Source organism: Xanthomonas sp. NCPPB 3174, assembly GCF_056725205.1.
This window is the reverse complement of record NZ_CM161517.1, coordinates 3,077,024-3,100,560: the sequence shown is the minus strand read 5'-3', so window position 1 is coordinate 3,100,560 and position 23,537 is coordinate 3,077,024. Positions and strand designations below refer to the sequence as shown.

Sequence of the window (23,537 nt, the reverse complement as noted above, 5' to 3'; positions counted from 1 at the left end):
AGCATACCGGAGCGCGGGCGTTCGCCGCGGTGGCTGCGCTCAGGCGTGCCGCAGCACCGGCCACCACATCCCCCCCACCGCGGCGAGGGTGCCGACCAGGGTGGCCGCGCTCATGGCGGCGAGTACCGCCGTCGCCAACCACTGCGGGCCGCTGCGGCGGCTGTCGAGTGCGCGCAGATACAGTTCCAGCACCGCCAGCGGCAGCAAGGTCTGCGCGAACGCCAGGGCGGTCAGCGTCGGGCCGACGAAACGGTCAGGATCGAAACCGACCGGCGCCTGGTTGAGGGCCAGCCAGCCCATCAGCCCGATCCGGAAGAACCACACGCCGCTGACGGCCAGGAACAGGCGCAGCGCCCAGCGCCGGTGCGCCGGCCACTGGCCGCGGCGGGCGTGGCGCCAGGCCATGGCCACGCACAGCAGGATCAGCACCGCATTGGCGCTGGTGCCCAGATGCTGCCCCAGGTCGCCAGCGACGCCGCCGCGGATCCAGATCATCGCCAGTCCGCCCAGGCTGAGTACGACGGCGCAGACCAGGTAGATGCGTCCGTTCCAGCGATGCAGGGCGGGACGCCTGCGCCGCAACGCCGGCAGCAACTGCGCTGCGCCGCCGAGTACGATCGCCACGGCCAGGCCCAGGTGCAGCGCCAGTACCGCATTGAACACGGTGTCGCCGGCGACATGGCCGCGCGCCATCACCTGGTTCCAGCGCTCGGGGGTGCCGGCCAGCGCAGTGCGTCCGTAGAAGCCGGCGACATAGGCGGCAAAGGCGAGCTGACCGCCGATGGCGATGCTCATCCACAGCGCTGCGGCACCACGCAGCAGGCGTGTCGCCCAGCCTTGCCCGGCGTGCGGCTGCGCCGGCCCCGCCAGGTGCGGCGCGGCGGGAGCGGGGTGGTGCGGGGTGGAGGCGATCGAGGACATGGCGGCGTGCGCGGCGGTGGCGGTGACACGCAGTGTCGACAGTGCGGCGCTGCCGCGCCTGCGTGATCGGACCGGTGGCGGCCGCGGCGGACGAAGTGCGGCATGCGCCGACGAAACGCACCGCGACGGATGCAGTGCGGTCCGCATTGCGCAATCCGGGTTGCTATCCTCATGGGCGCTACCGTATTGCCAGGAAGGTCGTTCCGATGCGCACTCCCGTCGCTTCCGTCCCGATCGCGCCCGACCGGGCGCGTGCGCTGTGGCTACATGCGCAGCGCCTGACCACGCCGGCGCCGTTCGGCAGCGGTGCCGAAGCGGTGCGGCAGGCGACCGCGCACCTGGGCTATGTGCAGATCGACACCATCCACGTGATCGCGCGCAGCCACCACCACGTGCTGTACACGCGCATTCCCGAGTACCGCGAACGGGATCTGGAACAGGCGCAGTCGCAGGACAAGTCGCTGTTCGAGTACTGGACCCATGCCTTGGCCTACGTGCCGGTCGCCGACTACCGCATGTACGTGGCGCAGATGGCGCGCCGACGTGCACAGGCCGACGCCAGGGGCACGGTGGATGCGCAGGACTATGCGCGGCTGTTGCGGCGCATCCGCAACGAGGGGCCGTTGTCGATCCGCGACATCGACGACGAGGTGCTGGTCGAGAAGACCCACCCCTGGGGCAGCCGCAAGCCCTCGCGGGCCGCGTTGCAGTACGGTTTCTTCAGTGGCGACCTGGTGATCAGCCAGCGCAGCGGCATGCTCAAGACCTACGAGCTGGCGGCGCGGCATTTCGGCTGGCGGCAGCGACCGCGTGCGGTCAGCGACGCGCAGTACGCGCGTTACCTGCTGCAGCGTGCGCTGCGCGCGCAGGGCATCGTCGGCGTGGAGTCGATCTGCTATGGCGAGACCGCCGCCAAGCCGGCGGTGCGGGCGTTGATCGCCGCGGAAGTGGCACGCAAGCGCCTGGTCCCGGTGCATCTGCAGGGCCAGGAGGGCGTGGCCCTGTGGGCCGAGCCGGAGCTGCTGGACAGTACACCGCCGCCGCCGGATCCGACGCGGGCGCTGCTGCTGTCGCCGTTCGATCCGCTGGTGATCCAGCGCAAGCGGCTGCAGCAGTTCTTCGACTATACCCACCGCTTCGAGGCCTATGTGCCGGCGCCGCAGCGGGTGCTGGGCTACTTCGCGTTGCCGGTCCTGGTCGGCGACCGCATCGTCGCGGCGCTGGACCTGAAGATGGACCGGCGCGCCGGCCGCCTGCTGATCCAGCAATGGACCTGGCTGGTGCCGCGTCGCGCGGCACTGCAGGCCACGATCGACGCGGCCTTGCAGCGCTTCGAGCGCTTCCATCTGGCGTAGCGGGCCGTCGCCGCGGAGGTATCGCCTGCTGGCGGCGAGCGCTGGCGGCACCTGCATCCGCCACACAGCGTCGGTTGCAGGCATTGTGTTGGGCATCCCCGATTTCCTTGCGTTGCCGGCGCCGCGAACAGCCGTCGGGGTCACCTCGCCACCACAGGCAGCCGCTTAGGCTCCGGATTCCCCCTTCGCCTGGCCGCCGCATGTCCGCTGCCCGCCACTGTCTGCAAGATGCGCTCGACGCCTGCCGCCGTGGTGCGCCCGCGGTGTTGGCCGTGGCGATGGCCCGCGAAGGCTCCACCTACGCGCACGCCGGCGCGATGGCCTTGTTCGGTGCCGATGGTGCGCAGCAGGGCTGGCTGAGCGGCGGTTGCCTGGAGCCGGAGATCGCGCGCTGCGCCGCGGAGGCCGCCGACGCCGCGACGCCGGCGTGGATGGAGATCGATACGCGCGAGGACGAAGACCTGCTGTCCGGCTCGGCAGCCGGTTGCCGGGGGCGCTTGCACCTGGCCTTGTTGCCGCTGCACGCCTTGCCCGGTTTCGACGCATTGGCCCAGGCCTGGCTGCAGGGGCGCGGTGGCTTGACCCTGGCGCTGCAGGCCGATGGCGATTTTGTCGCCAGTGTGGCCGGGCAGACGTCGCGGTGGCGCCTGCCGTGGCGCATGGTGTCTGCGACGTCGCCGCGCTTTGGCGAGGTGCACGTGCCGCCGCCGCCGCGGGTCAGCGTCTTCGGCGCCGGCCCGGAAACCGCCATGTTGCTGCCCTTGCTGCGACAGTTGGGCTGGATGACCACCCTCGTCGAGCAGCGGCCGCGCTGGGTCGCACTGGCGGCGCTGGCCGACCGCGCGCTCGCCTGCACGCCGACGCGCGGGCTGGCTGACTGCGCCGACAGCGATGCGGCGCTGGTGATGCACCACCATTTCGAACTGGATCGCGAAGCGCTGGATGCGCTGGCCGGCAGCGCCATCCCGTTCCTCGGCCTGCTGGGACCGGTGCGGCGGCGCGAGGACCTGTTCCGCCTGCTGAGTCCGACGCAACGTGCGCAGCTCTTGCCGCGCCTGCATTCGCCGATCGGGCTGCGCCTCGGAGGGAACGGTGCGGAGGCGATCGCGTTGAGCATCGCCGCGCAGTTGCAGGCCAGCCGGGCGGCGCCGCCGCGGCTGAGCGCGGTCGCGCAGGCAGGCGACAGGTCGCGGCGATCGCCGCGCGATGCGGTGGCGGTGGTGCGGCCATTGCTGGCCGAAGGCAGCGGCTGATGGCGCAGGCGCACGCGGCGTTGATCCTGGCCGCCGGCGCCAGCCGCCGCCTGGGCCGCGCCAAGCAGACGCTGACCAGCGACGGCGAGCCGCTGCTGCGTCGGGTCGTGCGTCTGGCGCTGTCCACGGCGCCGGCGCGCTGCGTGGTGGTGCTGGGCGCACAGGCCGAAGCGATGCGCCCGCTGCTGGAGGGGCTTGCGGTGGAGTGCGTGCGCAATCCGCAGTGGGACACCGGCATGGGCGGCAGTCTCGACTGCCTGCGCGCGGTGGTACGCGACGATGCGTCGATCGCCCGCAGCCTGGTGCTCGGCTGCGACCAGCCGGCCCTGACATCAGTGCATCTGCAGGACCTGCTGGCCGCGGCCGCGCGGGCGACCTCCGGTTGTGCGGTCAGCGCCTACGCAGGCGTGCGCGGGATGCCGGCGGTGGTGGCGCAGCAGCGCTGGCGCACGCTGCCGTTGGGCGGCGACCAGGGCTTGCGCACGCTGTTCGCGACGCTGGCGCCGGACAGCCTCGGCTGCATCGTCGCGCCGGCGTTGGCGCTGGACCTGGACACGCCGGAGGACGTGCAGGCGGCGGTGGCGAAGGGGTGGCTGGATCCGTAGCGGTTGCGTCGGCCGCGGCGTTGCGGCGACAGACGCCCCCCTTGTAGGAGCGGCTTCAGCCGCGACAGGCATTCCCGGTAACGCCTGTCGCGGCTGAAGCCGCTCCTACAAGAACAAACTGCGCGCAAGAACGCGGCGCAGCACGCGGCGATCGCACTCAGCCGATCAACTTGTCCGGAGTGATCGGCAGGTCGCGGATGCGCTTGCCGGTGGCGTGGAACACGGCATTGGCGATGGCCGCGGGAATGCCGACCATGCCCAGCTCGCCCATGCCCTTGACGCCGAGCGGGTTGACGATGGTGTCGTTCTCTTCGACGAACATGGTCTGGATCTCGTGCACGTCGGCGTTGACCGGCACGTGATAGTCGGCCAGCGAGGCGTTGAGCATGCGCCCGTAGCGATGGTCGATCTCGGTGCCTTCGCTGAGCGCCATGCCGATGCCCATCACCACGCCGCCGATTTCCTGGCTGTGCGAGGTCAGCGGATTCATGATCTTGCCGCAGGCGGTGGCTTCGATGACCCGCGTCACCTGCACCATGCCGGTATCCGGATCGACCTTGACCTCGATGAACTGCGCGCCGTGCGCGGCGGTGGCGTACTGCTTGCGCTCGGCCGAGGGCTTGGACTCGTGCACCACCTCCAGTTCCTGCAGGCCGTGCTGGCGCATCAACTTTGCAACTTCCAGGCCGGCCTCGGGCTTGCCGGTCGGGCGCAGCTGGCCGTCGACCAGTTCCACCGCATCCACGTCCAGCCCACTGAATGCAGCCTGCCCATCCTGCCTGGCCAGTTCCAGCAGCTTGCCGCGGATCTCGCGCGCCGCGCCGTGGATCGCGCTGCCGACGCTGGCGGTGGTCCACGAGCCGCCCTGCGCCGGTGCCTTGGGCAGGCGCGTGTCGCCCAGTTCGAACTGCACGCGCTTGGCGTCGATGCCCAGATACTCGGCGGCGATCAGGGTCATCACCGTGTAGGTGCCGGGGCCGATGTCGGACGTGGCACTGCCGACGCGGGCGCTGCCGTCGGCCTTCAGTACCACCCGTGCCAGCGCCGGCATCTGCATCGACGCCCAGGTGCCGGTGGCCATGCCCCAGCCGACCAGCAGGCGGCCGTCGCGCATGGAACGCGGCTCGGGCGTGCGCTTGCTCCAGCCGAAGGTCTCTGCGGCGAGCGCGTAGCACTCGCGCAGCGCCTTGCTCGAAAACGGCTTGCCGGTTTCCGGATCGGTCTCGGCGTAGTTGGCCAGGCGCAGTTGCAGCGGATCCATCTTCAGCGCATAGGCCAGTTCGTCCATCGCGCACTCGATGCCGAACATCTGGCTGATGGTGCCGGGCGCGCGCATCGCCTGCGGCGTCGGCAGGTCGGTCTCCACCACCTCGAAGCGATCCTCTACATTGGGGCAGGCGTACAGCGAGCGCGCATTGCGGAAGAAGGCCTCGTTGAACGCCTCGATGCGCGAGGTGTTGAGCACGTGCCGGTAGCGGATCGCCTGCAGCGTGCCGGCGGCGTCGGCGCCCAGCCCCAGTTCCACGCGGTAGTAGGGGCGGTAGCCATGGCCGCTGAACATCTGCCGCCGGGTGTAGACGATCTTCACCGGCAGGCCGACCGCCTTGGAGACCGCGCCGAGTAGGAAGGTGTAGTAGTTGGGACGCAGGCAGGAGCCGAACGCGCCGCCGACGAACAGCGAGACCACGTTGACCTTGTCCACCGGAATGCCGAAATAGCCGGCCAGCTGTTCGCGGTCCTGGTAGACGTTCTGGCTCTTGTTGACCACGGTCAGGGTGTCGCCGATCCAGTAGCCGATGCCGCCGTGCGGTTCCATCGGGTTGTGGTGCTCGACCGGCATCGTGTACGCGGCCTCCAGCTTCACCGGCGCGGCGGCGAACGCGGCAGTCGGGTTGCCGCGCGGCTTCGGCGACTCTTCCGGGGTCGGATCGTGCGCCTGGCCGAGCAGTGCGTCGAAATCGGTGTGCGCGGCCTCGGTGGCGTACTCCACCTGGATCAGCCGCGACGCATGCCGCGCCTGCTCGAAGGTGGCGGCCACCACCACCGCGATCGGTTGCGCATTGAAGTGGATGCGGTCGTCGACCAGGGCACGGAACGACAGGTCTTCGCCCTTCTTCTTGACCGCGTCGGAGACCGGCTTGATCGCATTGAGGTGGGTCAGCACCTTGATCACGCCTGGCGCGGCCTCGGCGGCGCGGGTGTCGATGCGCACGATGCGGCCCTTGGCGATGGTGCTGGTGAGGATGTAGCCGTGGACCAGATGCGGGATCTGGAACTCCGCCGCATAGCGCGCCTTGCCGGTGACCTTGGCGAAGCCGTCGACGCGGCGCATTTCCTTGCCGATGTAATTCATTGCCGGTTCTCCGGTTGGCCGCTCACGCGGCATCGCTGCCGCTGGCGCGGTGCAGGGCGCGGATCATCGCGTGCGTGCCCATCGGGATCTTGTAGGCGTTGTGCGCCAGCGGCCGTGCCGCGGCCATCTCGGCCTGCGCGGCGGCGGCGAAGGCGGCCTCGCCGACGTGTTGGCCCGCCAGCGCACGTTCGGCGGCGCGCGCGCGCCAGGGTTTGTGCGCCACCCCGCCCATGGCGATGCGCGCTTCGCGGATGCGCCCGTCCGGTTCCAGCGCCAGCGCCGCGGCTACCGAAATCAATGCGAATGCGTAGCTGGCCCGGTCGCGCACCTTCAGGTAATGGCTGTGCGCGGCGAACCCCGGCGCCGGCAAGGTGATCGACTCGATCAGTTCGCCGTGCGCGAGCTGATTGTCGATATCGGCGCGCGTCTCGGGCAGCAGGTGGAATTCGGCGAACGGGATCTCGCGCTGGGTGCCGGCCGGCGTACGCACCTGCACCGTCGCATCCAGTGCGGCCAGCGCCACGCACATGTCCGACGGGTGCACGGCCACGCAGTGCGGGCTGTGACCGAAGATCGCGTGGGTGCGGTTGAGCCCCTCGCGGGCGCCGCAACCGCTGCCTGGTTCGCGCTTGTTGCAGGGCAGGGCTGTGTCGTAGAAATAGCCGCAGCGCGTGCGCTGCAGCAGGTTGCCGCCGTTGCTGGCCATGTTGCGCAGCTGCATCGTGGCCCCGGCCAGGATCGCCTGGCTTAGCAGCGGATAGCGCTGGCGCACCAGCGGATGGTTGGCGGTCTGCGTGTTGTTGGCGAGCGCGCCCAGGCGCAGGCCGCCGTCGGCGGTCTCGGCGATCTCGGCCAGGCCCTTGAGCCGGGTCAGGTCGACGATCTCGTCGGCACCGGTCACCCCTTCCTTCATCAGGTCGAGCAGGTTGGTACCACCGCCGAGGAAGCGTGCGTTCGGGTTGGCGGCGACGCGGCGCACCGCGTCCTCCGCCGAGGTCGCGCGCTGGTACTTAAACGGCGTCATCGGCCACCTCCTTCGCCATCTTCAGGGCGGTCAGTTCGGACTGGTCGACATAGCGCCAGGTCAGCGGCCGCGGCGCGCCGCCGCTGTGCACGTCCTGGATGGCGGCGACGATCTTGGGGTAGGCGCCGCAGCGGCAAATGTTGCCGCTCATGCGCTCGCGCACCTCGGCGTCGCTGAGTTCGGTGACCGGTCGGCTGACGTCGGTGCTGACGTGGCTGGCATCCCCGCGCTTGATCTCGTTCAACAACGCCACCGCCGAGCAGATCTGTCCAGGGGTGCAGTAGCCGCACTGGAACCCGTCGTGCTGCACGAACGCGGCCTGCATCGGATGCAGTCGCTCGCCGTCGGCCAGGCCCTCGATGGTGGTGATCTGCGTGTCTTCGGCCTGCGCGGCCAGTGTCAGGCAGGACAGCCGGCGCTCGCCGTCGACGATCACCGTGCAGGCGCCGCACTGGCCGTGGTCGCAGCCCTTCTTGGTGCCGGTCAGCGCCAGGTGTTCGCGCAGCGCATCCAGCAAGGTGGTCCGTGGATCCAGCTGCAGCGCGTGGCGCTGGCCATTGACCTCGAGGACGACCGGCAGCGCGTTCTGCGGCGGCGCGGCCTTGGCGACGGGGGCGGCAAACGCGGCCTCGCTGAAGAGGATCTGCCCACCCGCGCTGCTGAGGCCGGCGGCCGAGAGCAGGGCGAGGAATTCGCGGCGCGAGAGGCCGCTGATGCCGAGCCGGCGCGCCAGCGCGGCTTCGTCCTCGCTCAATGGGGTATCGCGCGAGCTGTCGGCAGTGCCGGACGCGGCCTCGGAATGGTGGGGGTCATGCTGCATCGGTCTCTCCTGCCTGGGGGACCGCCACCGCGCGCGCCGTGGCGCAGCATGGAGCGAATCGACCTGGGTAGCGGCGCCGCCATCGCGACGCCGACGTGCGGGCACGCATCGGTACCCAATCGCGAGCATCGCGGCGGGACCGCGAAGGGACTGCGAAGAGAACGCGAAGGGAGGGTGTCAGCGCAGTGATGCGGACGGATGGACGTGCCGGATCGGGATGCGCGTGCATGCGCTTCTGCAGATGCGATTTCCGCCACGACAGGCGCCCGATTGCGCCTGTCATGGCTGGCGCCACGCGACGCCAGTGTCGCGGTGGCGTCGCGTGCGTCTGCGATGCGGCAGGCGCTACCAGCGATACGCCACCGACAGCTGATACTGGCGGCCGGCGATCGGGCGGCCCATGAACACGCCGCCGGTGGCCGCGCCGGGTACGCGCACATTGCCTTCGGTCAGGCCCAGCGTGTCGGTCACGTTGCTGCCGCTGACGGTGAACTCCCAGTGCTCGCCGCTGTGCAGGCTGGCACCGACGTCGAGCATGTCGTAGGACGGCAGGCGCTGGCTGTTGGCCAGGTCGGCGTAGCGTTCGCCGATGTAGGAATAGGTCGCGAACACGCGCAGGTCGCCGAACGGCAGCATCCAGTAGTAGCTCGGCGTCAGCCGGAACTGGCGCTTGGGCTGGCGCATGACCTGGTTGCCGGTGTACTCGCGGTAGTTGCGGTACTTGGCGTCCAGCCACACCCCGGTGCCGGCCAGTTCGAAACCGCCGAACGGGCGGATCGCGCCTTCCACCTCCAGGCCGTAGGCGCGCGAATCGCCGACCGTGGTGAAGTTGCTGCCGTTGGCCAGGAAGGCCTGGAACGGCGAATTCTTGAAGGTGTTGTAGAACGCCGTGAGGTACAGATCGTAGTTGGCCGCACCCGACTTCAACCCCAGTTCGTATTGCCGGATGTCTTGCACCTTGGTCTGCCCGTCGCGCAGGTTGTCGAAGCCGGGAAACTTGACCCCGGAATTGACCCGCGCGAACACGCTGTTGTGCGTGTCGAGCTTGACGTTCAATCCGGCCGTCCACGACAGCGCATTGTCGTCCTGGTCGATGCGCCGCGCGCTCGGCAGCGAGATCGAGGTGGCATTGTCGTAGAGCGTGGCCGGATTGCCGTCCAGGTCCACGGTGGCGGTGTCGTGCACGGTGCCGGTGACGCGTTGGCGCTCGTAGCGCACGCCCAGGTCCAGGCGCAGGCGTTCGTCCAGTTCCCATTCGTCGGCGACGAACACCGCGGCGTTCTCGCCCTCGTAATGCGCGCGCAGCGCCAGGAAGGCGGTGCTGGTGAAGCCGTCGCGCGTCGGCTGGCGGCCATCGTCCAGCGTCACGTCGATGCGCCGCGCATGGTTCTGCGCGGTCAGCAGCATGGTGTTGCCGAGGTACCAGGTGTCGTTGGAGGTGTACCTGGCGTAGTAGCTGCCCACGGTGAGCGTGTTGCCGGCGAACAGCGTGCGGCTCAGGCGCAGGTCGTTGGTGAAGGAGTTCAGGCGCTTGTCCACCGACCACCAGCCGGCTTCCAGCACCTGCTGGTCCGGATCGATCGCGCCGCCGCCATTGGTGTAGCGCGCGCTGCCGCTGCTGCCGTAGCCGGCGATGAAGTCGCCCAGCCGCTGCGGCGCGTCGCCGGTGAACAACGCATAGGTCGGCGCGGTGCCGCCCATCACGTTGAAACGGTCGGCCAGGGTCCAGTCGCCCAGCTGCCAGTTCAGCTCGCCGCCGAACACGTCGATGTTGACGCCGCGGCCGTCGCCGAGATCGCGCCGGATGGTCTGGCCGTTGGGGCCGACCGGCAGGGTGACGTTGCGGAAGTCGTTGCTCAGCAGCGTGCCGTGCTGTGCGTCTAGGCCGGGAAAGCTGGACAGGTCGCTGCCGTTGTTGCGCGAGAGCAGCGGGATCGCGGTGTAGAAGGCGTTGTTGTCGTCGGTATGGCGCGCATAGAACGACAGCTCGCCGCTGTCCCAGCGCTTGCTCAGGGTGGCGCTGAACTGGCCGCCCTTGTCGGCGGGGAACTGCGGATCGCGCACGCCGTCGGTCTCGCGGAAGAAGCCGCCGATGCTGTAGTACCAGCCGTTGCCCATCGGCCCGCTGTTGAACAGGTCGATGCGGCGCAGGGCGTCGCTGCCGCCGGTGAGGCGCACACTGCCCTCCGGCTCGTCCTGGCCCTTCTTCTGGATGAAGTTGACGGTGATGCCGGCCTGGCCGTTGGAGAAGATCGGGCTGGAACCGCCGCGCAGCACTTCCATGCGTTCGATGGTGTCGTCGGTGCGGAACAGCGTGGAGTTTTCCAGGAACGACAGGGTCGGCGGCGGGAACAGCGGCGCGCCATCGAGCTGGAAGGTGACGAACGGCGCATCGCCTTCCGACGGCATGCCGCGCACGAAGATGTTGGCGCCGGTGCCGCCGCCGCTGGGTTCGGCCCACACGCCCGGCACGATCTTCAGCAGGTCGGCGCTGCTCTGCGGCACCGCCTGCTGGATCTGTTCGGGTGTGGCGGTGGTGATCGAGAAGCTCGCATCGCGCTTGCGCAAGCCGCTGAAGCGCGCAGTGCCGCTGACGACCACGGTATCCAGGGTGGTGGCGTCGGGTTGCGTGGCCGGCGCAGCGGGTGCGTCGGCGGTCTGCGCCAGCGCGGGGGACGCGAGCACGGCGGCGGCGATGGACAGGGGCAGCAGATGGCGAAGCGGCGCAAGATGCATGAAGAATCTCTCCTTTCTTCATTCGGAACGATCGGCCGGGATGCGGCACGCGCGTGCAGCGCGCGGCCGCGTCGTATCGGCCGGTACGGCGCGAAGCAGGGGGCGACGCGCGGCGCCCTTTGTAACGCCGTCCAGCGCTTGGGCTGTTGTGCAGCGCGGTAAGGACGAGGTTTGCGTGACAGGTTGCCCACGCAGGCTGCCATCGCACCGCCACGCACGGCGTGCGCTGCGCAGCGTGGCGTCGCCTGTGCATGCACGGTTGCACGTGGGCAATCGGGAGAACGCCGTCGCCATCGTCACCACGCGCCACTTGCTATCGTGGCGCGCGTGTATGCAAGAGCGTGTTGCAATGAAGAACTGGCTGTTCCTGCTGGTGGCCATCCTCGCCGAGGTGGTCGCGACCTCGGCGCTGAAGGCCAGCGCGGGCTTCACCCGGCTGTGGCCGACGCTGCTGGCACTGTGCGGCTATGGCATCGCCTTCTATCTGCTGTCTCTCACCCTGCGCAGCGTGCCGGTGGGCGTGGCCTATGCGCTCTGGTCGGGCATCGGCATCGTGTTGATCTCGCTGCTGGCGTGGTGGCGGTTCGGCCAGGCGCTGGATCCGCCGGCGATCGTCGGCATGGCGCTGATCGTCGCCGGCGTGGTGGTGATCAACGTGTTCTCGCGCAGCGCGCCGCATTAGCCAAAGAAAAGGCCGCCCGAAGGCGGCCTCCTCACGCTGCGGCGAGCGTGCCCGATCAGAAGAACAGGCGCACACCGAACGAGGCGCTGCGGCCGGGCAGCATGACCTCGTCCTTGAGGAACGAGGTGTGCACGCGCGCGTCCTGGTTGGTCAGGTTGTTGCCGTCCAGGAACACTTCCCAGGCCGTGCTGCCGCTGTCCATGTGATAGGCCAGGTGCGCATCGACCAGGGTATAGCCGGCGGTCGGGGTCTCATTGACCGCCACCTTGTCCTGCTTCTGGTAGCGGGTGGCGCCCAGCGCGGCGCGCCAGTGGCTGGCGTCCCAGCGCAGCTGCGCGCCGTAGCGCGCCGGCGCGATGCGCGGCAGGTTGCCGCCATCCTTCAGGCGAGCACGCACGGTATCGCCGAACACGCGCAGGTCCCAGGCGCCGCTGTCGTTGTCGGCCAGGTGGAAGGTGGCCTCGCCTTCGAAGCCATGGAAGATCGCATCGGCCTGGGTCCACTGGCGGATCGGCAGGAAATCGTTGTCTTCCTCGTGGTACCACTGGCCGCCGGTGTCGACGATGTAGATGAAGTCGTCGTAGCGGTTGTAGTAGCCGGAGACCTTCGCATCCACCCAGTCGTTCTTGAAGATCAGCCCCAGCTCGGCCTGGTTGGCCTTCTCGGTCTTCAGGTCGGGGTTGCCGATCTCGTAGGCGAGGGTGGCGATGTGCGGGCCGTTGGCGAACAGTTCTTCCTCGGCCGGGGCGCGCTCGGCGTGGTCGAGGTTGGCGGTCAGGCGCCACTGCTCGTTGAAGCGGAAACCGCCGCTCAGCGACAGGCTCTTCGGGGTGAAGTCGCGGTCCACGCCGGTGTCGGTCTCATACTTGGTCTTGTCCACGCGCGCGCCGACTTCGGCCTGCACGCGGTCCCAGCTGTTGCGCGCCAGCGCGAACACGCCGATGGCGCGGGTATCGGTCTTCGGCACGAAGGCTTCTTCGCCGATGGCCTGGAAGGTCGAGTCGCTGCCCTGCACGCCGACAGCGGTCTGCCAGCCGCCGCCCAGGCCGAAGGAGGCCTCCACGCGGCCTTCGTTGGCGCGCTTGTCGAACTTGGTGCCGACTTCCGCGCCTTCGAATTCGGTATGGCTGTAGGCGGTGTGGCCGAAGCTGTAGCGCAGCGCGCTGCCGTCGCCCCACGGATCGTTCAGCGCGCCCTTGAGCTCGAAGCGGTCCTGGTGCAGCTGCAGCGACACGCCGCGCTCGCCGGCAGCCGGGTCACCGGGTTCGCCCGGGTTGCCGTAGTCGTCGCGGAAGCGCGAGACCGACACGCCGACGAAGCCCCAGTCGCCGGCCAGCGAACTGCCGATCGAGCCGACCTTGGACTTGACGAACGAGTTGAGCTGCGGGCCTTCCGGCGTGTCGTAGTCCTTCAGGTTGCGGTACACGCCGTCGGCATGGATCGACAGGCCGCTGCCGTTGCCGGCATCGACGCGGAACATGTCGGTGTTGCCGCTCTTGTCGCCGCCTTCCCAGCGCGCTTCGGCACGGCCGTGCACACCGTCGACCGGGGTCTCGGCGATGCGCCCGTCGACCACGTTGACCACCCCGCCGATGGCGCCGGAGCCGTACAGCAGGGTGGACGGACCTTTCAGCACTTCGATCTGATCGGCCAGGAACGACTCCACCGCCGGCGAATGGTCCTGGCTGACCGTGGACACGTCCTGCGAGGACAGGCCGTCGTTGAGCACCGCCACGCGCGGGCCGTCGAGGCCGCGGATGATCGGCCGGCCCACGCCGGGGCCGAAATTGGAGCTCTGCACGCCCGGCAGGCTGGCCACGGTCTCGCCGATGCTGGCGCCGCGGTTCTCGTCCAGGCGCTCGCCGGCGAGCACGTCCACCGGCTGGCTCAGCGCGCCGGCGGCATCGCGCAGCGGGCTGGCGGTCACCACCACCTGGTCCATGTCCTTCACGTGCCGGTCCTGGCTGTGGCCGGCGCCGTGGCGGCTGTCGCTGGCCGGCGGCGTGGCATCGGCCGCGGTCGTCGTGGCGGCAGGGTCGGCGGCCAGGGCCAGCGACGGGCTCAGCAGGCCAAGCAGAGCCAGGGACAGGGCGGAACGGCGGAGCAGGGCAGGACGGGGAGCGGGCATGGGCATTCCATCAGGAGGGACATTCGGGGCGACGCGCGCACCACCGGCGCCGCGCAATGGCGGCGGACGGTCGAGGAAGAGGCACGGGACGCGCTGGTCGCCGGCGGCCGAATGTTATATTATTCCGTAACACTTTCAACCCGTGCCGACCGTCATGTCCTCACCGTTCGATCTGCGCGCCGCGCTCGACCGCCTTGGCGCCACCGGTTCGTTGCTGTGCGCGGTGCATTGCGCGGTGCTGCCGCTGGCTTTGGCGGTGCTGCCTTCGCTGGGCCTGTCGATGTGGCTGGGCGACGGCGTGGAGCGCACGCTGGTGCTGTTCGTGACCTGCCTGGGCCTGTTCAGCTTGGTACTCGGCTATCGCCGGCACCGCGTGTGGCAGGCGCTGGGATTGCTCATCCTCGGCTTGCTGGCACTGTGGGCCGGCCTGCTGGTGCCGGCGCTGCATCATGCAGTGGCGCCGCATGCGGCGATCATGACCTTCGGCGGCACCCTGGTGGGCCTGGCCCACCTGCTCAACCTGCGCCTGAACCACGGCCACGTGCACGACGCAAGCTGCGCCCATTGAGCGCACGTGGTAGGCTTGCCGCCCTTGCGCGAGGGCGCCGACCGCGTTGGCCTCGCCAAACCCCGTGCATCGCGCGGGGGTTTTCGCACATACATTCAGGAGTCGATGAGCATGGGTAAGGGTGACCGCAAGACCGCCAAGGGCAAGCGCTACAACGCCAGCTACGGCAATTCGCGCTCGCACAGCGTGAGCAAGGTGGCCGTGGGCGCTGCCGCGCCGGCCGCGAAGAAGTCGGTGGTCAAGGCGCCGGCGGTGAAGAAGGCCGTGGCCAAGAAGACGGTCGCCAAGGCCGGCTGAGCCAGCCACCGGGTGCGACGAAGAACGCGGCGCTTGCGCCGCGTTTTTTTATGTCTGTGTCATCCCTGGCCGTCGCCGCCAGGCGGCCGGTGGCGGTCTTGCGGCGGGAGCGGCAGTGGCAGCGCGCTTCCCGATCGCACCAGCGCCGGCACGCGCGCCGCCAGTCAGTGCGGGCGTGGCGCGGTGGGGTGGTCGTCGCGGTCGTCGTGGTCGCTGCCGGCCAGGTCGGCCACCAGCGAGGTCGGCGTTTCCTCTTCCGCGGGCGGCGTGGGCGCCGGCGGCGGCGCCACCAGCAACAGCTCGGCCAGGCCGCGGTAGATCGGCGTGCGGCAGACCAGCGCCGAAGCGCCGCGGGCGATCAGCACCGTGGCCAGGATCGGCAGCAGCATGTCGCTGCTGTCGGTGAGTTCCAGCGAGATCACCGCCGAGGTCAGTGGCGCCTGGGTCACGCCGGTGAGATAGGCGCACATGCCCAGCAGCACGAAGATGCGCGGGTCCACGCCCGGCATCAGCACGGCCAGGTTGTGGCCCAGCCCGGCGCCGACCGCCAGGGCCGGCGAGAACAGGCCGCCAGGGATGCCGGCCACGTAGGACACCAGGTTCGCCAGCAGTTTCATCAGGCCGAATTCGTGGCCGACGCTGGCGTGCCCCTGCACCAGGCTGCGCGCCTGCTCGTAGCCGGTGCCGAACGCGCCGGTGCCGAAGACCAGGCCCAGCAGCACCAGCGCCAGGCCGCACAGCGCGGCCAGCAGCACCGGCTGGCGCCGGCGCAGCTCGCCCAGCCAGCGCGGCTTGCCGGCGACGGTGAGCAGCACCATGCGTGCGAAGGCGCCGCCGAGCAGGCCGGCGACCACGCCGCACAGCAGGATCGCCAGCCACGCCTTGCCCAGCGGCAGGCCGGCGGTGGCGACCCGGCCGAAGTAGGTGTAGTCGCCGAGCAGGCCCAGCGAGATCACGCCGCCGACGATCACCGCGGTCAGCAGGGTGCCGGAGAAGTGGTGCTCGAAGCGCCCGCTCAGTTCCTCGATGGCGAACACCACGCCGGCCAGCGGCGTGTTGAACGCCGCGGCGATGCCGGCGGCGCCGCCGGCCAGCAGGAAGTGGCTGGCCTGGCGCGCATCGCGAAAGCCGAACCAACGCCCGAACACGTACATCAGGCTGGCGCCGACGTGCACGGTCGGGCCTTCGCGGCCGATCGAGGCGCCGCCGAACAGGGCCATGGTGGTCAGCATCAGCTTGCCCGCGGACACGCGCAGCGACAGATTGGCCTGGCGGAAGCCGTCGTCGGGACGTTCCAGCGCGGCGATCACCTGCGGGATGCCGCTGCCACGGGTGGGGCGCAGTGCGCCGTTGGTCAGCCAGGCGAGCAGGGCGAACACGCTCGGAGTCAGCAGCAGCGCCCACCATGGCGAATGCCCGATGATCCGCTGGAACAGATGGAAGGCGGCGTCGCTGGCCTTGGCGAAGACGATGGAGACCAGCGCCACCGCCACCGCGCCGCCCCACAGCACGGCGCGCTGCTTCCAGCTCTCCTGCGAGATCAGTTGGCGCAGGCGCGGCGGTTGCGCGGAATCGGGCGAGTGCATCGGCCTATTGTCGCACGCGTCGCCCTGGGCGGACGCCGGCGCGCCGCGGCCGTTGCCTTGGCGCTCAGCGCCGCGCCGGCGGATCGCCGTCGTCGGGCGCGGCAGGGAGACCGAGCAGGTGGTTCAAGCGAGGGATGGACGTCGATCTGCGCCGCCACGTGGCCGACACGCTCAGCCGAACAGCGGCGCCACGGTGCCGGCGGCCGCGCCACCCTCGCGCCGCTCCAGCGCCAGCAGCGCCGCCTTGGTCGGCAGGCCGCCACCGAAGCCGGTGAGCGCGCCGTTGGCGCCGATCACCCGATGGCAGGGCAGCACGATCGGCAGCGGGTTGCGGCCGTTGGCGGCGCCGACCGCACGCACCGCGCGCGGCTGGCCTAGATGCTGCGCCAGCTGCGCGTAGCTCCAGGTCGCGCCGAACGGGATCTCGGCCAGCGCCAGCCACACCCGCTTCTGGAAGTCGGTGCCGTGCGGCGCCAGCGGCAGGTCGAAATGGTCGCGCTCGCCGGCGAAGTAGGCCAGCAGTTGCTCGCGCGCGGCGCGCACCGGCGCCGGATCGTGCACCCAGTCGGCGCGGCCGCGAGCGTCGTAGCGGTTCTCGGGGAACAGGATGTGGCGGACGCCATCGGCGCCGACCGCGACGGTGAGCATGCCGATCGGAGTGTCGAAACGGTCGTAGGACAGCGGGGACGCGGTCATGCGCGGGTCTCCTCAGGAGGGTCGTTGGCCAGGTGCCACAGGTGCAGCACCGCGTAGGCGCGCCAGGGGCGCCAGGCCTGCGCGCGCGCCTCGGTGGCGCGTTCGCTCAGGCGTGCGCCGCCTTCGCCGAGCATGCGTTGCAGCACCAGGTCGCCGGCGGGAAAGGCGTCGGGCTGGCCGAGCGCACGCAGGGCGATGTACTGCGCGGTCCAGGCGCCGATGCCGGGCAAGGTGATGGCGTGGGCGACGAAGTCGTCCAGGCGCTGGCCGGCGCGGAAGGACAGGCGGCCGTCCAGCACCGCCTGCGCCAGCGCACGGATCGTCGCCGCCCGCGAGCGCGGCAGGCCGATCGCTTCCAGCGGCGCGTCGCGCAGCGCCTGCGGCGTCGGGAAGGCGCGGTCCAGCCCCGGTGGCTGGCCGGGCCGCACGGCGCCATGGCGATCGACCAGACGCGCGGCCAGGGTCGCGGCGCCAGCGACGCTGACCTGCTGGCCGAGCACCGCGCGTACCGCCACTTCGAACCCGTCCCAACCGCCTGGCACACGCAATCCGGGGCGCCGCGCGATGGCGCGCCCCAGTAGCGGATCCTCGCCGAGCGTGGCGTGTACCGCGCGCAGGTCGGCATCCAGGTCGAACACCCGGCGCACCCGCCGCACGATGTCGGGAATGGCGCGCGGATCGGCCGCGGCGATGTGCAGGCGCAATTCGTGGCGTTGCGGATCGGCCTCGACGCGGATGCGGGTGGAGGCCTCGCAGGGGCCGAGCACGCGCTCGTAGCTGGCCTCGCCGATGCGTTCGATGCCGGGGATCGCGCGTTTGCGCAGGAACGCCAGCATCGCCGGGAAGTCCAGCGGCGGCCGGTAGCCCAGGCGCAGCACCAGGTCGCCGCCGGGACTCTCGGCGCGCTGCTTGCGGATCGCCGAGGGCGGCATGCCGCAGCCGTCTAGGAACGCGGCGTTGAAGCGGCGCAGGCTGTTGAAGCCGGCCGCCAGCGCCACCTGGGTGATCGGCAGCGCGGTCTCGGTGAGCAGTTGCTTGGCCAGCAACAGACGCCGGGTGGCGTGCACCGCGACCGGGGTGGCGCCGAGTTGGGCCACGAACAGGCGCTGCAACTGGCGCGCGCTGATCCCCAGTTCGGCGGCCAGCGCGGCGACGCTGGCGTCCTGCAGCGCGCCCTCGGCGATCAGCGCCAGTGCGCGCCGCACGACCTCTTCGCCTACTTGCTGCTGTGCTTCCGGCGACAGTTCGGGACGGCAGCGCAGGCACGGTCGGTAGCCGGCGGCCGCGGCGGCCGCGGCGCTGGGGTAGTAGCGCACATTGCTGCGCTTGGGCGGCGGTGCCGGGCAGACCGGCCTGCAGTAGATGCCGGTGCTGCGCACCGCAGTGAAGAACACACCGTCGAAGCGCGCATCGCGCGACTGGCGGGCGCGGTCGTAGAGGGCGTGATCGGTGGCGGCGAGGGCAGGCATGGCGCCAGTCTAGTCGGCCCCGGCGCGGTGCACTGGCCGTTTTCGGACAGCAATGCCGTCGCGCTCGCGTGGCGGTAGCGCCCGCGGTTTAGGCGCAGTTGGGGAGGTTCCGCCCTGCGGCACTAGACTAGGTCCACAGGCGCCCGGCGCCTGGCTTTTCCGTGATCGCCGTGGACCTCCATTTGGCTGCTCCTTTCAGACTCTGCTGGTTGTCGCTGTGTTGCCTGGGCCTGTTGGCCTGCGGGCAGCAGCCGGCGTCGGCACCGCGGACCGTCGCCGACAGCCCCTCCGCCGATGGCGAGCACATGGTCTCGATCGGCTCACCGCCGGCACCGCCGCCGCATGCGGTCGCACCCAAGCGCGATCCGCAGGCCTGGGACGAGGCCACCCTGGAGAACGGTGAGGCCTTCATCAGCTGCGACACCGACTATGCCGCCGAGGCCGGCGACGGCCAGCCGCTGGCCGGACTGGACCGGCCCGCCGTGGAAGCGGCGCTGGCGCCGTGCCGCGAGCGTGGGCTGATGCGGGTGCGCTATGTCGGCAAGATCAACGCCGGCTTCGCCGAAATGGTGCGGCGCCTGGCCGAGGTGGCCAGGCAGACCGGCATCGGCAAGCGCGTGCTCGACCTCGATTCCAGCGGCGGCCAGGTCGAGGCGGCGATCCGCGCCGGCGATGCGATCGGCGAATCCGGCTGGACCGTGTGGGTGCGCGAAGGTTCGGTCTGCCACAGCGCCTGCGTGTTCGTGCTGGCCGCCGGCGACAACCGGCTGATCTCCGGCAAGGTCGGCATCCACCGGATGATGCGGATCAGCTCCACCGCGACCTCGCGCGCTGAACTCAACCGCGAGTTGCAGGAGGTCTACGGCAACGTCAAGGACTACCTGGAGCGCAACGGCGTGGCGGTGGCGGTGGCCGACCTGATGATGACCGTGCCCAACCGCAGCCTGCGCCTGCTCAGCAGCGACGAACTCAAGCAGTACGGGCTCGACGGCACCAACGCGGTGCAGGACGACCTGGAGCGGATCAAGCAGTTGCGCAAGTGCGGCGACGATTTCGTGCGGCGCAAGGATGCGTTCCTGGTCGCCTTCGACCAGGAGTGCAAGACCAAAAAAGACGTGGACCTGGAGAGCCTGACCGCCTGCGGCCAGGCGCTGAAGCAGCGCTTCGGATTCCCGGACCAGGCCTGCCCGGCGGAAAGTCCGCTGTCGGAGATCGACGTGGCGACACTGCCGCTGGCCTCGCCCGGCGCCTGAACGGCCGCTGCGGCGCATCCCGCCCATTCACGTGGCGGGCATGGACGCGGGGCTAGCGTCGCCACATTCCATCCCGGAGCATGCGCATGGCCGCCGGAACCCGCTTGATGCTGCGGCTGTATCTGCCCCCGGCGTTGCTGGCGTTGGGCGGCTTCGTGATCGCCGAAGTGCTGCTGCACCTCGCCAACGGCCTGCACGCGCCCTGGCTGGCGCGGACCGGCTCGCTGCTGAGTCTGCTTGCCCTGCTCGCGGCGACCGCCTGGGCGCTGTGGGCCAGCTGGCGCGCCTGGCACCGGCAGCGCTACGCCGCCCCGACCGCGGCTGCGGCAGTGGCGAGCGAGACTGCGGTCGTGGCGGGCGAAGAGACGCCGTAGGCCGCTGCGCTGGTCCGCACAGGCCGCGTAGACTGCGGCCCCTGCCACCGCCGCTGCCGAGCGATGTCCTTGTCCATCTCCGTCCCGTTCCGCCTCACGCTCGTCCTGCTGGCGCTCGTCGCTGGCGTCGCTTCCGCGCAGACCGCGCCGCCGGCATCGTCCGCGCCCGCGCCGACGACTGCCCCGCCAGCGGCGCCCACCACACCTGCTGCCGCGCCCGCGGCGGCTCCCAAACCGGCGCCGCGCCATGCCGGCCCTGCCGCGCCCGCGCCTGGACCGCTGGCCAAGCAGGACGCACAGATGGCGCAGGCCGGCCTGCGCGCTGCGCAACTGGTCGATGCCGGGCGCACCGGCGAGTTGTGGGACGGCGCCTCGGCGGTGGCGAAGAAGGCGGTGACGCGCGCGGTGTTCGTGCGCGAAATCGACGCCGCGCGTGCGCGGTTGGGTACGCTGGTCGGCCGCGGCGTCGCCAGCGTGGCGCGGGTGCAGTATGCCGCCGGCTCGCAGGTGCCGCCTGGCACCTACGTCAACATCAGTTTCCCCAGCCGCTTCGCCAATGCGCCGCAGCCGGTGCGCGAGCTGGTGTCGTTGCGGCTGGACGAGGACAAGACCTGGCGCCTGGTGGGCTATCACGTCGCCATGCCCGATTGAACGGCATGCTGCGCGCCATCTTCCTGTTCCCGACGAGGCTCCGATGCCCACCGAAATCCGCATGCTGGCCTGGGCGATCCTGCTCGGGATCGCGCAACTGCTGCTCGCCTCCGCCTTCGTCACCGCACAACGCGGCTTGAAGTGGAACGCGGGAGCACGCGATGCGCCGCAACCGCCGCCGGCCGGCGTGGCCGGGCGCCTGGATCGCGCGCTGCGCAATTTCCTGGAGACCTTCCCGTTCTTCGCCGCCGCCGCGGTGGCGGTGGCCGCGTTGGGCAGGGGCGATGCGCACACCGCGCTGTCGGCGCAAATCTATTTGTGGGCGCGGGTGGCCTATGTGCCGCTGTACGCGGCCGGCGTGCCGTACGTGCGCAGCCTGGTGTGGGTGGTGTCGCTGTGGGCGATCCTGCAACTGGTGTGGGCGCTGTTCTGAGCGCGCCGTGCTGCGACCGATCGTCGCAGCGCTGATCCAGATCAAGGACGCGGCGCGCGGCGGTCGTATCCTGGCCGGGTCCGATCACGGAGTCGCCGCATGCAAGTGGATATCGCCATCGTCGGGGCCGGCCCTGCCGGCCTGTGCTTCGCCCGCTCGCTGGCCGGCAGCGGCCTGTCGCTGGCGCTGATCGAGCCGCAGCCGCGCGCGGCGTTGGCCGGGGCCGCCTTCGATGGCCGCGAAATCGCCCTGACCCATGCCTCGCGGGCGTTGCTGGAACAGCTGGACCTGTGGGCGCGGATCGATCCGCAGGCGATCGCGCCGCTGCGCGATGCGCGGGTGATGAACGGTTCCTCGCCGTTCGCGCTGACCTTCGCTGCGGGCGAGGGCGATCGTGGCGACCTGGGCTGGCTGGTGCCCAATCACCTGATCCGCCGCGCCGCGTTCGCCGCGGTGCAGGGCCAGGCCGGTCTGAGCCTGCTCGACGGCGTGTCGGTGCAGGCGCTGCGCCGCGACGCGCGGCAGGCGCAGGTGCAGCTCTCCGACGGGCGCACTGTGGCCGCGCGGCTCGTGGTGGCGGCCGATAGCCGTTTTTCCAGCACGCGGCGCATGAGCGGGATCGGCGCGCAGCTGCGCGATTTCGGTCGCACCATGCTGGTGTGCCGGGTGCGCCATGAGCGTCCGCACCATCAAACGGCCTGGGAGTGGTTCGGCTACGGCCGCACCATGGCGCTGCTGCCGCTGCACGGCAACCAGGCCTCGGCGGTGCTGACCCTGCCGCCGGAGCGCGCGCAGGCGCTGCTGCAGATGGACGAGGCGGCGTTGGGGGCGGAGATCGGCGCGTGCTTCGAGCATCGCCTCGGGGCGATGACGCCGCTGGTACGGCCGCAGGCGTATCCGCTGGTGGCGGTGTACGCGCAGCGCTTCGTCGCCGAGCGCTATGCCTTGATCGGCGACGCCGCGGTGGGCATGCATCCGGTGACCGCGCACGGCTTCAACTTCGGCCTGCAGAGCCAGGCGCGGCTGGCGCGCGCGCTGCACGACGCGGTCGCGCGCGGCGGCGACATCGCCGCGCCGGCCTTGCTGGCCGGCTACCAGCGCGGACACCGCCTGGCCACCCGTCCGCTGTACGAGGCGACCAATGCGATTGCCGCGCTGTACACCGACGACCGCCTGCCGGCGCGCGCGCTGCGCAGCGCCGCGCTGCGCGTGGCCGACCGGGTCGCGCCGTTCAAGCGCGCCATCGCCGCGCACCTGACCCAGCGCGTGGCGGCGATGGGGCGCTAGGGTCAGGCACGCGGCGAGTAGAGCGACGGGTCGGCGCGTGCGCTGTGGTGGTTGTCGCGGCGGCCGAGCCTGTTGTGCGCTCCCTCGTAGGAGCGGCTTCAGCCGCGACCGGGCTTTCCTGGTAAGGCGTGGTCGCGGCTGAAGCCGCTCCTACGAGGGGCGGAGGGCATGCATCTGCGGGCCGGCAACCTCAGGGTGAACGCGGTTGCGCCGCACCGGCGACGAGCTCGGCGAGGGCGGCTTGCAGGTCGCCGGAGCGCTGCGCCGCTTCGATCGGGGCGATGGCCCAGGCGCAGCCGGCGTGGCGCAGGTGCCGGCGCCAGTCGCCGGGCCAGGCCTCCAGTTCGTCCAGGGCCAGGAAGATGCAGCCACCGCGTTCGGCATGGCCGCCGCGGATGGATTGGCCCAGGCAGAACGGCTTTGCCGCGTCCGGATCGAGCTGCACGATGTATACGTCGTGGTGCGGATCCTCCGCGGACGGCGCGATGTTGCGGGTGCCGAGTTCGATCAGCATCGCGCGGCACGCCGCGTTGGCAGGCGCAGCCGGTCGGCGCACGACGGGCCGGGCGCGCCGATGGCGATCATTGCTTGCCGAGCACCTGCACCTGCACGTCGCCCAGTTGCACCACCTGGCCCGCGCGCACCTTGCAGGCCTTGCGCAGTTCGACCTCGCCGTCCACGCGCACCTGGCCTTCGCTGATCACGGCCTTGGCCGCGCCGCCGCTGTCGCACAGGCCGGTCAGTTTCAACAGGTGCTTGAGTTCCACGTAGTCGCTTTCTAGCTGGAGATCGATGGTCTGCATTGGGGGCTTGCTCGGAAATCGGCGCCCATTGTCGGTCATTCGCGAACAAAACGCCCAGCGTGTCGCTGGCTGCGGGCTGTTGCCGCCGCGGCGGACCGTTGCGCTGGCCTTGCGGACCCCGCGCCAAGGCCGTCGTCCGGCAGTGCGGAGCGGGTCACGCCTGAACGGTGCCTTTCACCTGCTTTCGACATGCGGCCCGTCAGGGCGCACAATAGGGGCTTCTTTGCGCCTGCCGGTTCTCTG

22 protein-coding genes are annotated in these 23,537 nt (G+C 70.6%); 11 read left to right on the top strand and 11 right to left on the bottom strand.

Annotation, left to right across the window (positions count from 1 at the left end):
- Positions 1-39: 39 nt before the first annotated feature.
- Positions 40-921: a DUF2306 domain-containing protein gene (locus AC1PK7_RS13770; protein WP_481098496.1), complete on the bottom strand. Its 882-nt coding sequence runs from the start codon at positions 919-921 to the stop codon at positions 40-42.
- A gap of 206 nt (positions 922-1,127) precedes the next feature.
- Here AC1PK7_RS13770 and AC1PK7_RS13765 point away from each other — a divergent pair, with 206 nt between their 5' ends.
- From AC1PK7_RS13765 to AC1PK7_RS13755, 3 genes are all read left to right on the top strand, one after another.
- Positions 1,128-2,276 carry a winged helix-turn-helix domain-containing protein gene (locus AC1PK7_RS13765; protein WP_481098495.1) on the top strand — a complete coding sequence of 383 codons (1,149 nt, stop codon included), beginning with the start codon at positions 1,128-1,130 and terminating at the stop codon, positions 2,274-2,276.
- Between the two features lie 278 nt (positions 2,277-2,554).
- The gene (locus AC1PK7_RS13760) at positions 2,555-3,529 is read left to right on the top strand and encodes an XdhC family protein (RefSeq protein WP_481100899.1); all 975 of its coding nucleotides are present in this window, start codon (positions 2,555-2,557) and stop codon (positions 3,527-3,529) included.
- On the top strand, positions 3,529-4,134 hold the full coding sequence (locus AC1PK7_RS13755; protein ID WP_481098494.1) for a nucleotidyltransferase family protein: 606 nt from the start codon (positions 3,529-3,531) through the stop codon (positions 4,132-4,134). Before AC1PK7_RS13760 ends, AC1PK7_RS13755 begins: the two co-directional genes overlap by 1 nt.
- Positions 4,135-4,291: 157 nt before the next feature.
- Here AC1PK7_RS13755 and AC1PK7_RS13750 read toward each other — a convergent pair whose 3' ends face one another.
- From AC1PK7_RS13750 to AC1PK7_RS13735, 4 genes are all read right to left on the bottom strand, one after another.
- Complete coding sequence (locus AC1PK7_RS13750; protein WP_481098493.1) at positions 4,292-6,487, bottom strand: xanthine dehydrogenase family protein molybdopterin-binding subunit; 2,196 nt, start codon at positions 6,485-6,487, stop codon at positions 4,292-4,294.
- Positions 6,488-6,509: 22 nt separating this feature from the next.
- Entirely contained in the window at positions 6,510-7,511 is a 1,002-nt protein-coding gene (locus tag AC1PK7_RS13745; RefSeq protein ID WP_481098492.1) for an FAD binding domain-containing protein, read from the bottom strand.
- Entirely contained in the window at positions 7,498-8,331 is an 834-nt protein-coding gene (locus AC1PK7_RS13740) for a 2Fe-2S iron-sulfur cluster-binding protein (protein WP_481098491.1), read from the bottom strand. The genes AC1PK7_RS13745 and AC1PK7_RS13740 overlap by 14 nt, the downstream gene beginning before the upstream one ends.
- A gap of 345 nt (positions 8,332-8,676) precedes the next feature.
- A complete protein-coding gene (locus AC1PK7_RS13735; RefSeq protein ID WP_481098490.1) occupies positions 8,677-11,067 on the bottom strand; it encodes a TonB-dependent receptor in 2,391 nt (796 codons plus the stop codon).
- A gap of 349 nt (positions 11,068-11,416) precedes the next feature.
- Between AC1PK7_RS13735 and AC1PK7_RS13730 the strand changes: the two genes are divergently transcribed.
- The gene (locus tag AC1PK7_RS13730) at positions 11,417-11,749 is read left to right on the top strand and encodes a DMT family transporter (RefSeq protein ID WP_267099590.1); all 333 of its coding nucleotides are present in this window, start codon (positions 11,417-11,419) and stop codon (positions 11,747-11,749) included.
- Between the two features lie 55 nt (positions 11,750-11,804).
- Here the strand turns inward: AC1PK7_RS13730 and AC1PK7_RS13725 are convergent, their stop codons facing one another.
- The gene (locus AC1PK7_RS13725) at positions 11,805-13,877 is read right to left on the bottom strand and encodes a TonB-dependent receptor (RefSeq protein WP_481098489.1); all 2,073 of its coding nucleotides are present in this window, start codon (positions 13,875-13,877) and stop codon (positions 11,805-11,807) included.
- A 154-nt stretch (positions 13,878-14,031) separates the two neighbouring features.
- Here AC1PK7_RS13725 and AC1PK7_RS13720 point away from each other — a divergent pair, with 154 nt between their 5' ends.
- Both AC1PK7_RS13720 and AC1PK7_RS13715 read left to right on the top strand, forming a co-directional pair.
- Positions 14,032-14,445: a MerC domain-containing protein gene (locus AC1PK7_RS13720; RefSeq protein ID WP_481098488.1), complete on the top strand. Its 414-nt coding sequence runs from the start codon at positions 14,032-14,034 to the stop codon at positions 14,443-14,445.
- Between the two features lie 111 nt (positions 14,446-14,556).
- The gene (locus AC1PK7_RS13715; RefSeq protein WP_010343492.1) at positions 14,557-14,742 is read left to right on the top strand and encodes a 30S ribosomal protein THX; all 186 of its coding nucleotides are present in this window, start codon (positions 14,557-14,559) and stop codon (positions 14,740-14,742) included.
- A gap of 164 nt (positions 14,743-14,906) precedes the next feature.
- Here AC1PK7_RS13715 and AC1PK7_RS13710 read toward each other — a convergent pair whose 3' ends face one another.
- The 3 genes from AC1PK7_RS13710 to AC1PK7_RS13700 all read right to left on the bottom strand — a co-directional run bounded on the left by AC1PK7_RS13710 (position 14,907) and on the right by AC1PK7_RS13700 (position 18,493).
- On the bottom strand, positions 14,907-16,328 hold the full coding sequence (locus AC1PK7_RS13710; RefSeq protein WP_481098487.1) for a chloride channel protein: 1,422 nt from the start codon (positions 16,326-16,328) through the stop codon (positions 14,907-14,909).
- A 171-nt stretch (positions 16,329-16,499) separates the two neighbouring features.
- Complete coding sequence (locus tag AC1PK7_RS13705; RefSeq protein WP_481098486.1) at positions 16,500-17,024, bottom strand: methylated-DNA--[protein]-cysteine S-methyltransferase; 525 nt, start codon at positions 17,022-17,024, stop codon at positions 16,500-16,502.
- Positions 17,021-18,493: a DNA-3-methyladenine glycosylase 2 family protein gene (locus tag AC1PK7_RS13700; RefSeq protein WP_481098485.1), complete on the bottom strand. Its 1,473-nt coding sequence runs from the start codon at positions 18,491-18,493 to the stop codon at positions 17,021-17,023. The genes AC1PK7_RS13705 and AC1PK7_RS13700 overlap by 4 nt, the downstream gene beginning before the upstream one ends.
- A 209-nt stretch (positions 18,494-18,702) precedes the next feature.
- Here AC1PK7_RS13700 and AC1PK7_RS13695 point away from each other — a divergent pair, with 209 nt between their 5' ends.
- The 5 genes from AC1PK7_RS13695 (at position 18,703) to ubiM (ending at position 22,491) form a co-directional block, all read left to right on the top strand.
- Positions 18,703-19,746 carry a COG3904 family protein gene (locus AC1PK7_RS13695; protein WP_420007315.1) on the top strand — a complete coding sequence of 348 codons (1,044 nt, stop codon included), beginning with the start codon at positions 18,703-18,705 and terminating at the stop codon, positions 19,744-19,746.
- An 86-nt stretch (positions 19,747-19,832) separates the two neighbouring features.
- Complete coding sequence (locus tag AC1PK7_RS13690) at positions 19,833-20,120, top strand: hypothetical protein (protein WP_010343497.1); 288 nt, start codon at positions 19,833-19,835, stop codon at positions 20,118-20,120.
- A 63-nt stretch (positions 20,121-20,183) separates the two neighbouring features.
- The gene (locus AC1PK7_RS13685) at positions 20,184-20,771 is read left to right on the top strand and encodes a DUF4019 domain-containing protein (protein ID WP_481098484.1); all 588 of its coding nucleotides are present in this window, start codon (positions 20,184-20,186) and stop codon (positions 20,769-20,771) included.
- Between the two features lie 43 nt (positions 20,772-20,814).
- Positions 20,815-21,204 carry an MAPEG family protein gene (locus tag AC1PK7_RS13680; RefSeq protein WP_010343499.1) on the top strand — a complete coding sequence of 130 codons (390 nt, stop codon included), beginning with the start codon at positions 20,815-20,817 and terminating at the stop codon, positions 21,202-21,204.
- A gap of 99 nt (positions 21,205-21,303) precedes the next feature.
- Entirely contained in the window at positions 21,304-22,491 is a 1,188-nt protein-coding gene (gene ubiM / locus AC1PK7_RS13675; protein ID WP_481098483.1) for a 5-demethoxyubiquinol-8 5-hydroxylase UbiM, read from the top strand.
- 190 nt (positions 22,492-22,681) lie between these two features.
- Here ubiM and AC1PK7_RS13670 read toward each other — a convergent pair whose 3' ends face one another.
- Together AC1PK7_RS13670 and AC1PK7_RS13665 are read right to left on the bottom strand one after the other, a co-directional pair.
- Positions 22,682-23,005: a hypothetical protein gene (locus tag AC1PK7_RS13670; RefSeq protein ID WP_420007311.1), complete on the bottom strand. Its 324-nt coding sequence runs from the start codon at positions 23,003-23,005 to the stop codon at positions 22,682-22,684.
- A 67-nt stretch (positions 23,006-23,072) separates the two neighbouring features.
- Complete coding sequence (locus AC1PK7_RS13665) at positions 23,073-23,294, bottom strand: RNA-binding S4 domain-containing protein (protein ID WP_209029390.1); 222 nt, start codon at positions 23,292-23,294, stop codon at positions 23,073-23,075.
- Positions 23,295-23,537: the final 243 nt, after the last annotated feature.

Bases quoted from the DNA above. Each gene is read 5' to 3' on its own strand.
- ubiM (WP_481098483.1), top strand. From the start codon at position 21,304: ATGCAAGTGGATATCGCCATCGTCGGGGCCGGCCCTGCCGGCCTGTGC.
- AC1PK7_RS13750 (WP_481098493.1), bottom strand. From the start codon at position 6,487: ATGAATTACATCGGCAAGGAAATGCGCCGCGTCGACGGCTTCGCCAAG.
- AC1PK7_RS13730 (WP_267099590.1), top strand. From the start codon at position 11,417: ATGAAGAACTGGCTGTTCCTGCTGGTGGCCATCCTCGCCGAGGTGGTC.
- AC1PK7_RS13690 (WP_010343497.1), top strand. From the start codon at position 19,833: ATGGCCGCCGGAACCCGCTTGATGCTGCGGCTGTATCTGCCCCCGGCG.
- AC1PK7_RS13700 (WP_481098485.1), bottom strand. From the start codon at position 18,493: ATGCCTGCCCTCGCCGCCACCGATCACGCCCTCTACGACCGCGCCCGC.
- AC1PK7_RS13755 (WP_481098494.1), top strand. From the start codon at position 3,529: ATGGCGCAGGCGCACGCGGCGTTGATCCTGGCCGCCGGCGCCAGCCGC.
- AC1PK7_RS13665 (WP_209029390.1), bottom strand. From the start codon at position 23,294: ATGCAGACCATCGATCTCCAGCTAGAAAGCGACTACGTGGAACTCAAG.
- AC1PK7_RS13705 (WP_481098486.1), bottom strand. From the start codon at position 17,024: ATGACCGCGTCCCCGCTGTCCTACGACCGTTTCGACACTCCGATCGGC.
- AC1PK7_RS13765 (WP_481098495.1), top strand. From the start codon at position 1,128: ATGCGCACTCCCGTCGCTTCCGTCCCGATCGCGCCCGACCGGGCGCGT.
- AC1PK7_RS13680 (WP_010343499.1), top strand. From the start codon at position 20,815: ATGCCCACCGAAATCCGCATGCTGGCCTGGGCGATCCTGCTCGGGATC.
- AC1PK7_RS13760 (WP_481100899.1), top strand. From the start codon at position 2,555: ATGGCCCGCGAAGGCTCCACCTACGCGCACGCCGGCGCGATGGCCTTG.
- AC1PK7_RS13740 (WP_481098491.1), bottom strand. From the start codon at position 8,331: ATGCAGCATGACCCCCACCATTCCGAGGCCGCGTCCGGCACTGCCGAC.
- AC1PK7_RS13685 (WP_481098484.1), top strand. From the start codon at position 20,184: ATGTCCTTGTCCATCTCCGTCCCGTTCCGCCTCACGCTCGTCCTGCTG.
- AC1PK7_RS13745 (WP_481098492.1), bottom strand. From the start codon at position 7,511: ATGACGCCGTTTAAGTACCAGCGCGCGACCTCGGCGGAGGACGCGGTG.
- AC1PK7_RS13670 (WP_420007311.1), bottom strand. From the start codon at position 23,005: ATGCTGATCGAACTCGGCACCCGCAACATCGCGCCGTCCGCGGAGGAT.
- AC1PK7_RS13710 (WP_481098487.1), bottom strand. From the start codon at position 16,328: ATGCACTCGCCCGATTCCGCGCAACCGCCGCGCCTGCGCCAACTGATC.
- AC1PK7_RS13715 (WP_010343492.1), top strand. From the start codon at position 14,557: ATGGGTAAGGGTGACCGCAAGACCGCCAAGGGCAAGCGCTACAACGCC.
- AC1PK7_RS13725 (WP_481098489.1), bottom strand. From the start codon at position 13,877: ATGCCCGCTCCCCGTCCTGCCCTGCTCCGCCGTTCCGCCCTGTCCCTG.
- AC1PK7_RS13720 (WP_481098488.1), top strand. From the start codon at position 14,032: ATGTCCTCACCGTTCGATCTGCGCGCCGCGCTCGACCGCCTTGGCGCC.
- AC1PK7_RS13770 (WP_481098496.1), bottom strand. From the start codon at position 921: ATGTCCTCGATCGCCTCCACCCCGCACCACCCCGCTCCCGCCGCGCCG.
- AC1PK7_RS13735 (WP_481098490.1), bottom strand. From the start codon at position 11,067: ATGCATCTTGCGCCGCTTCGCCATCTGCTGCCCCTGTCCATCGCCGCC.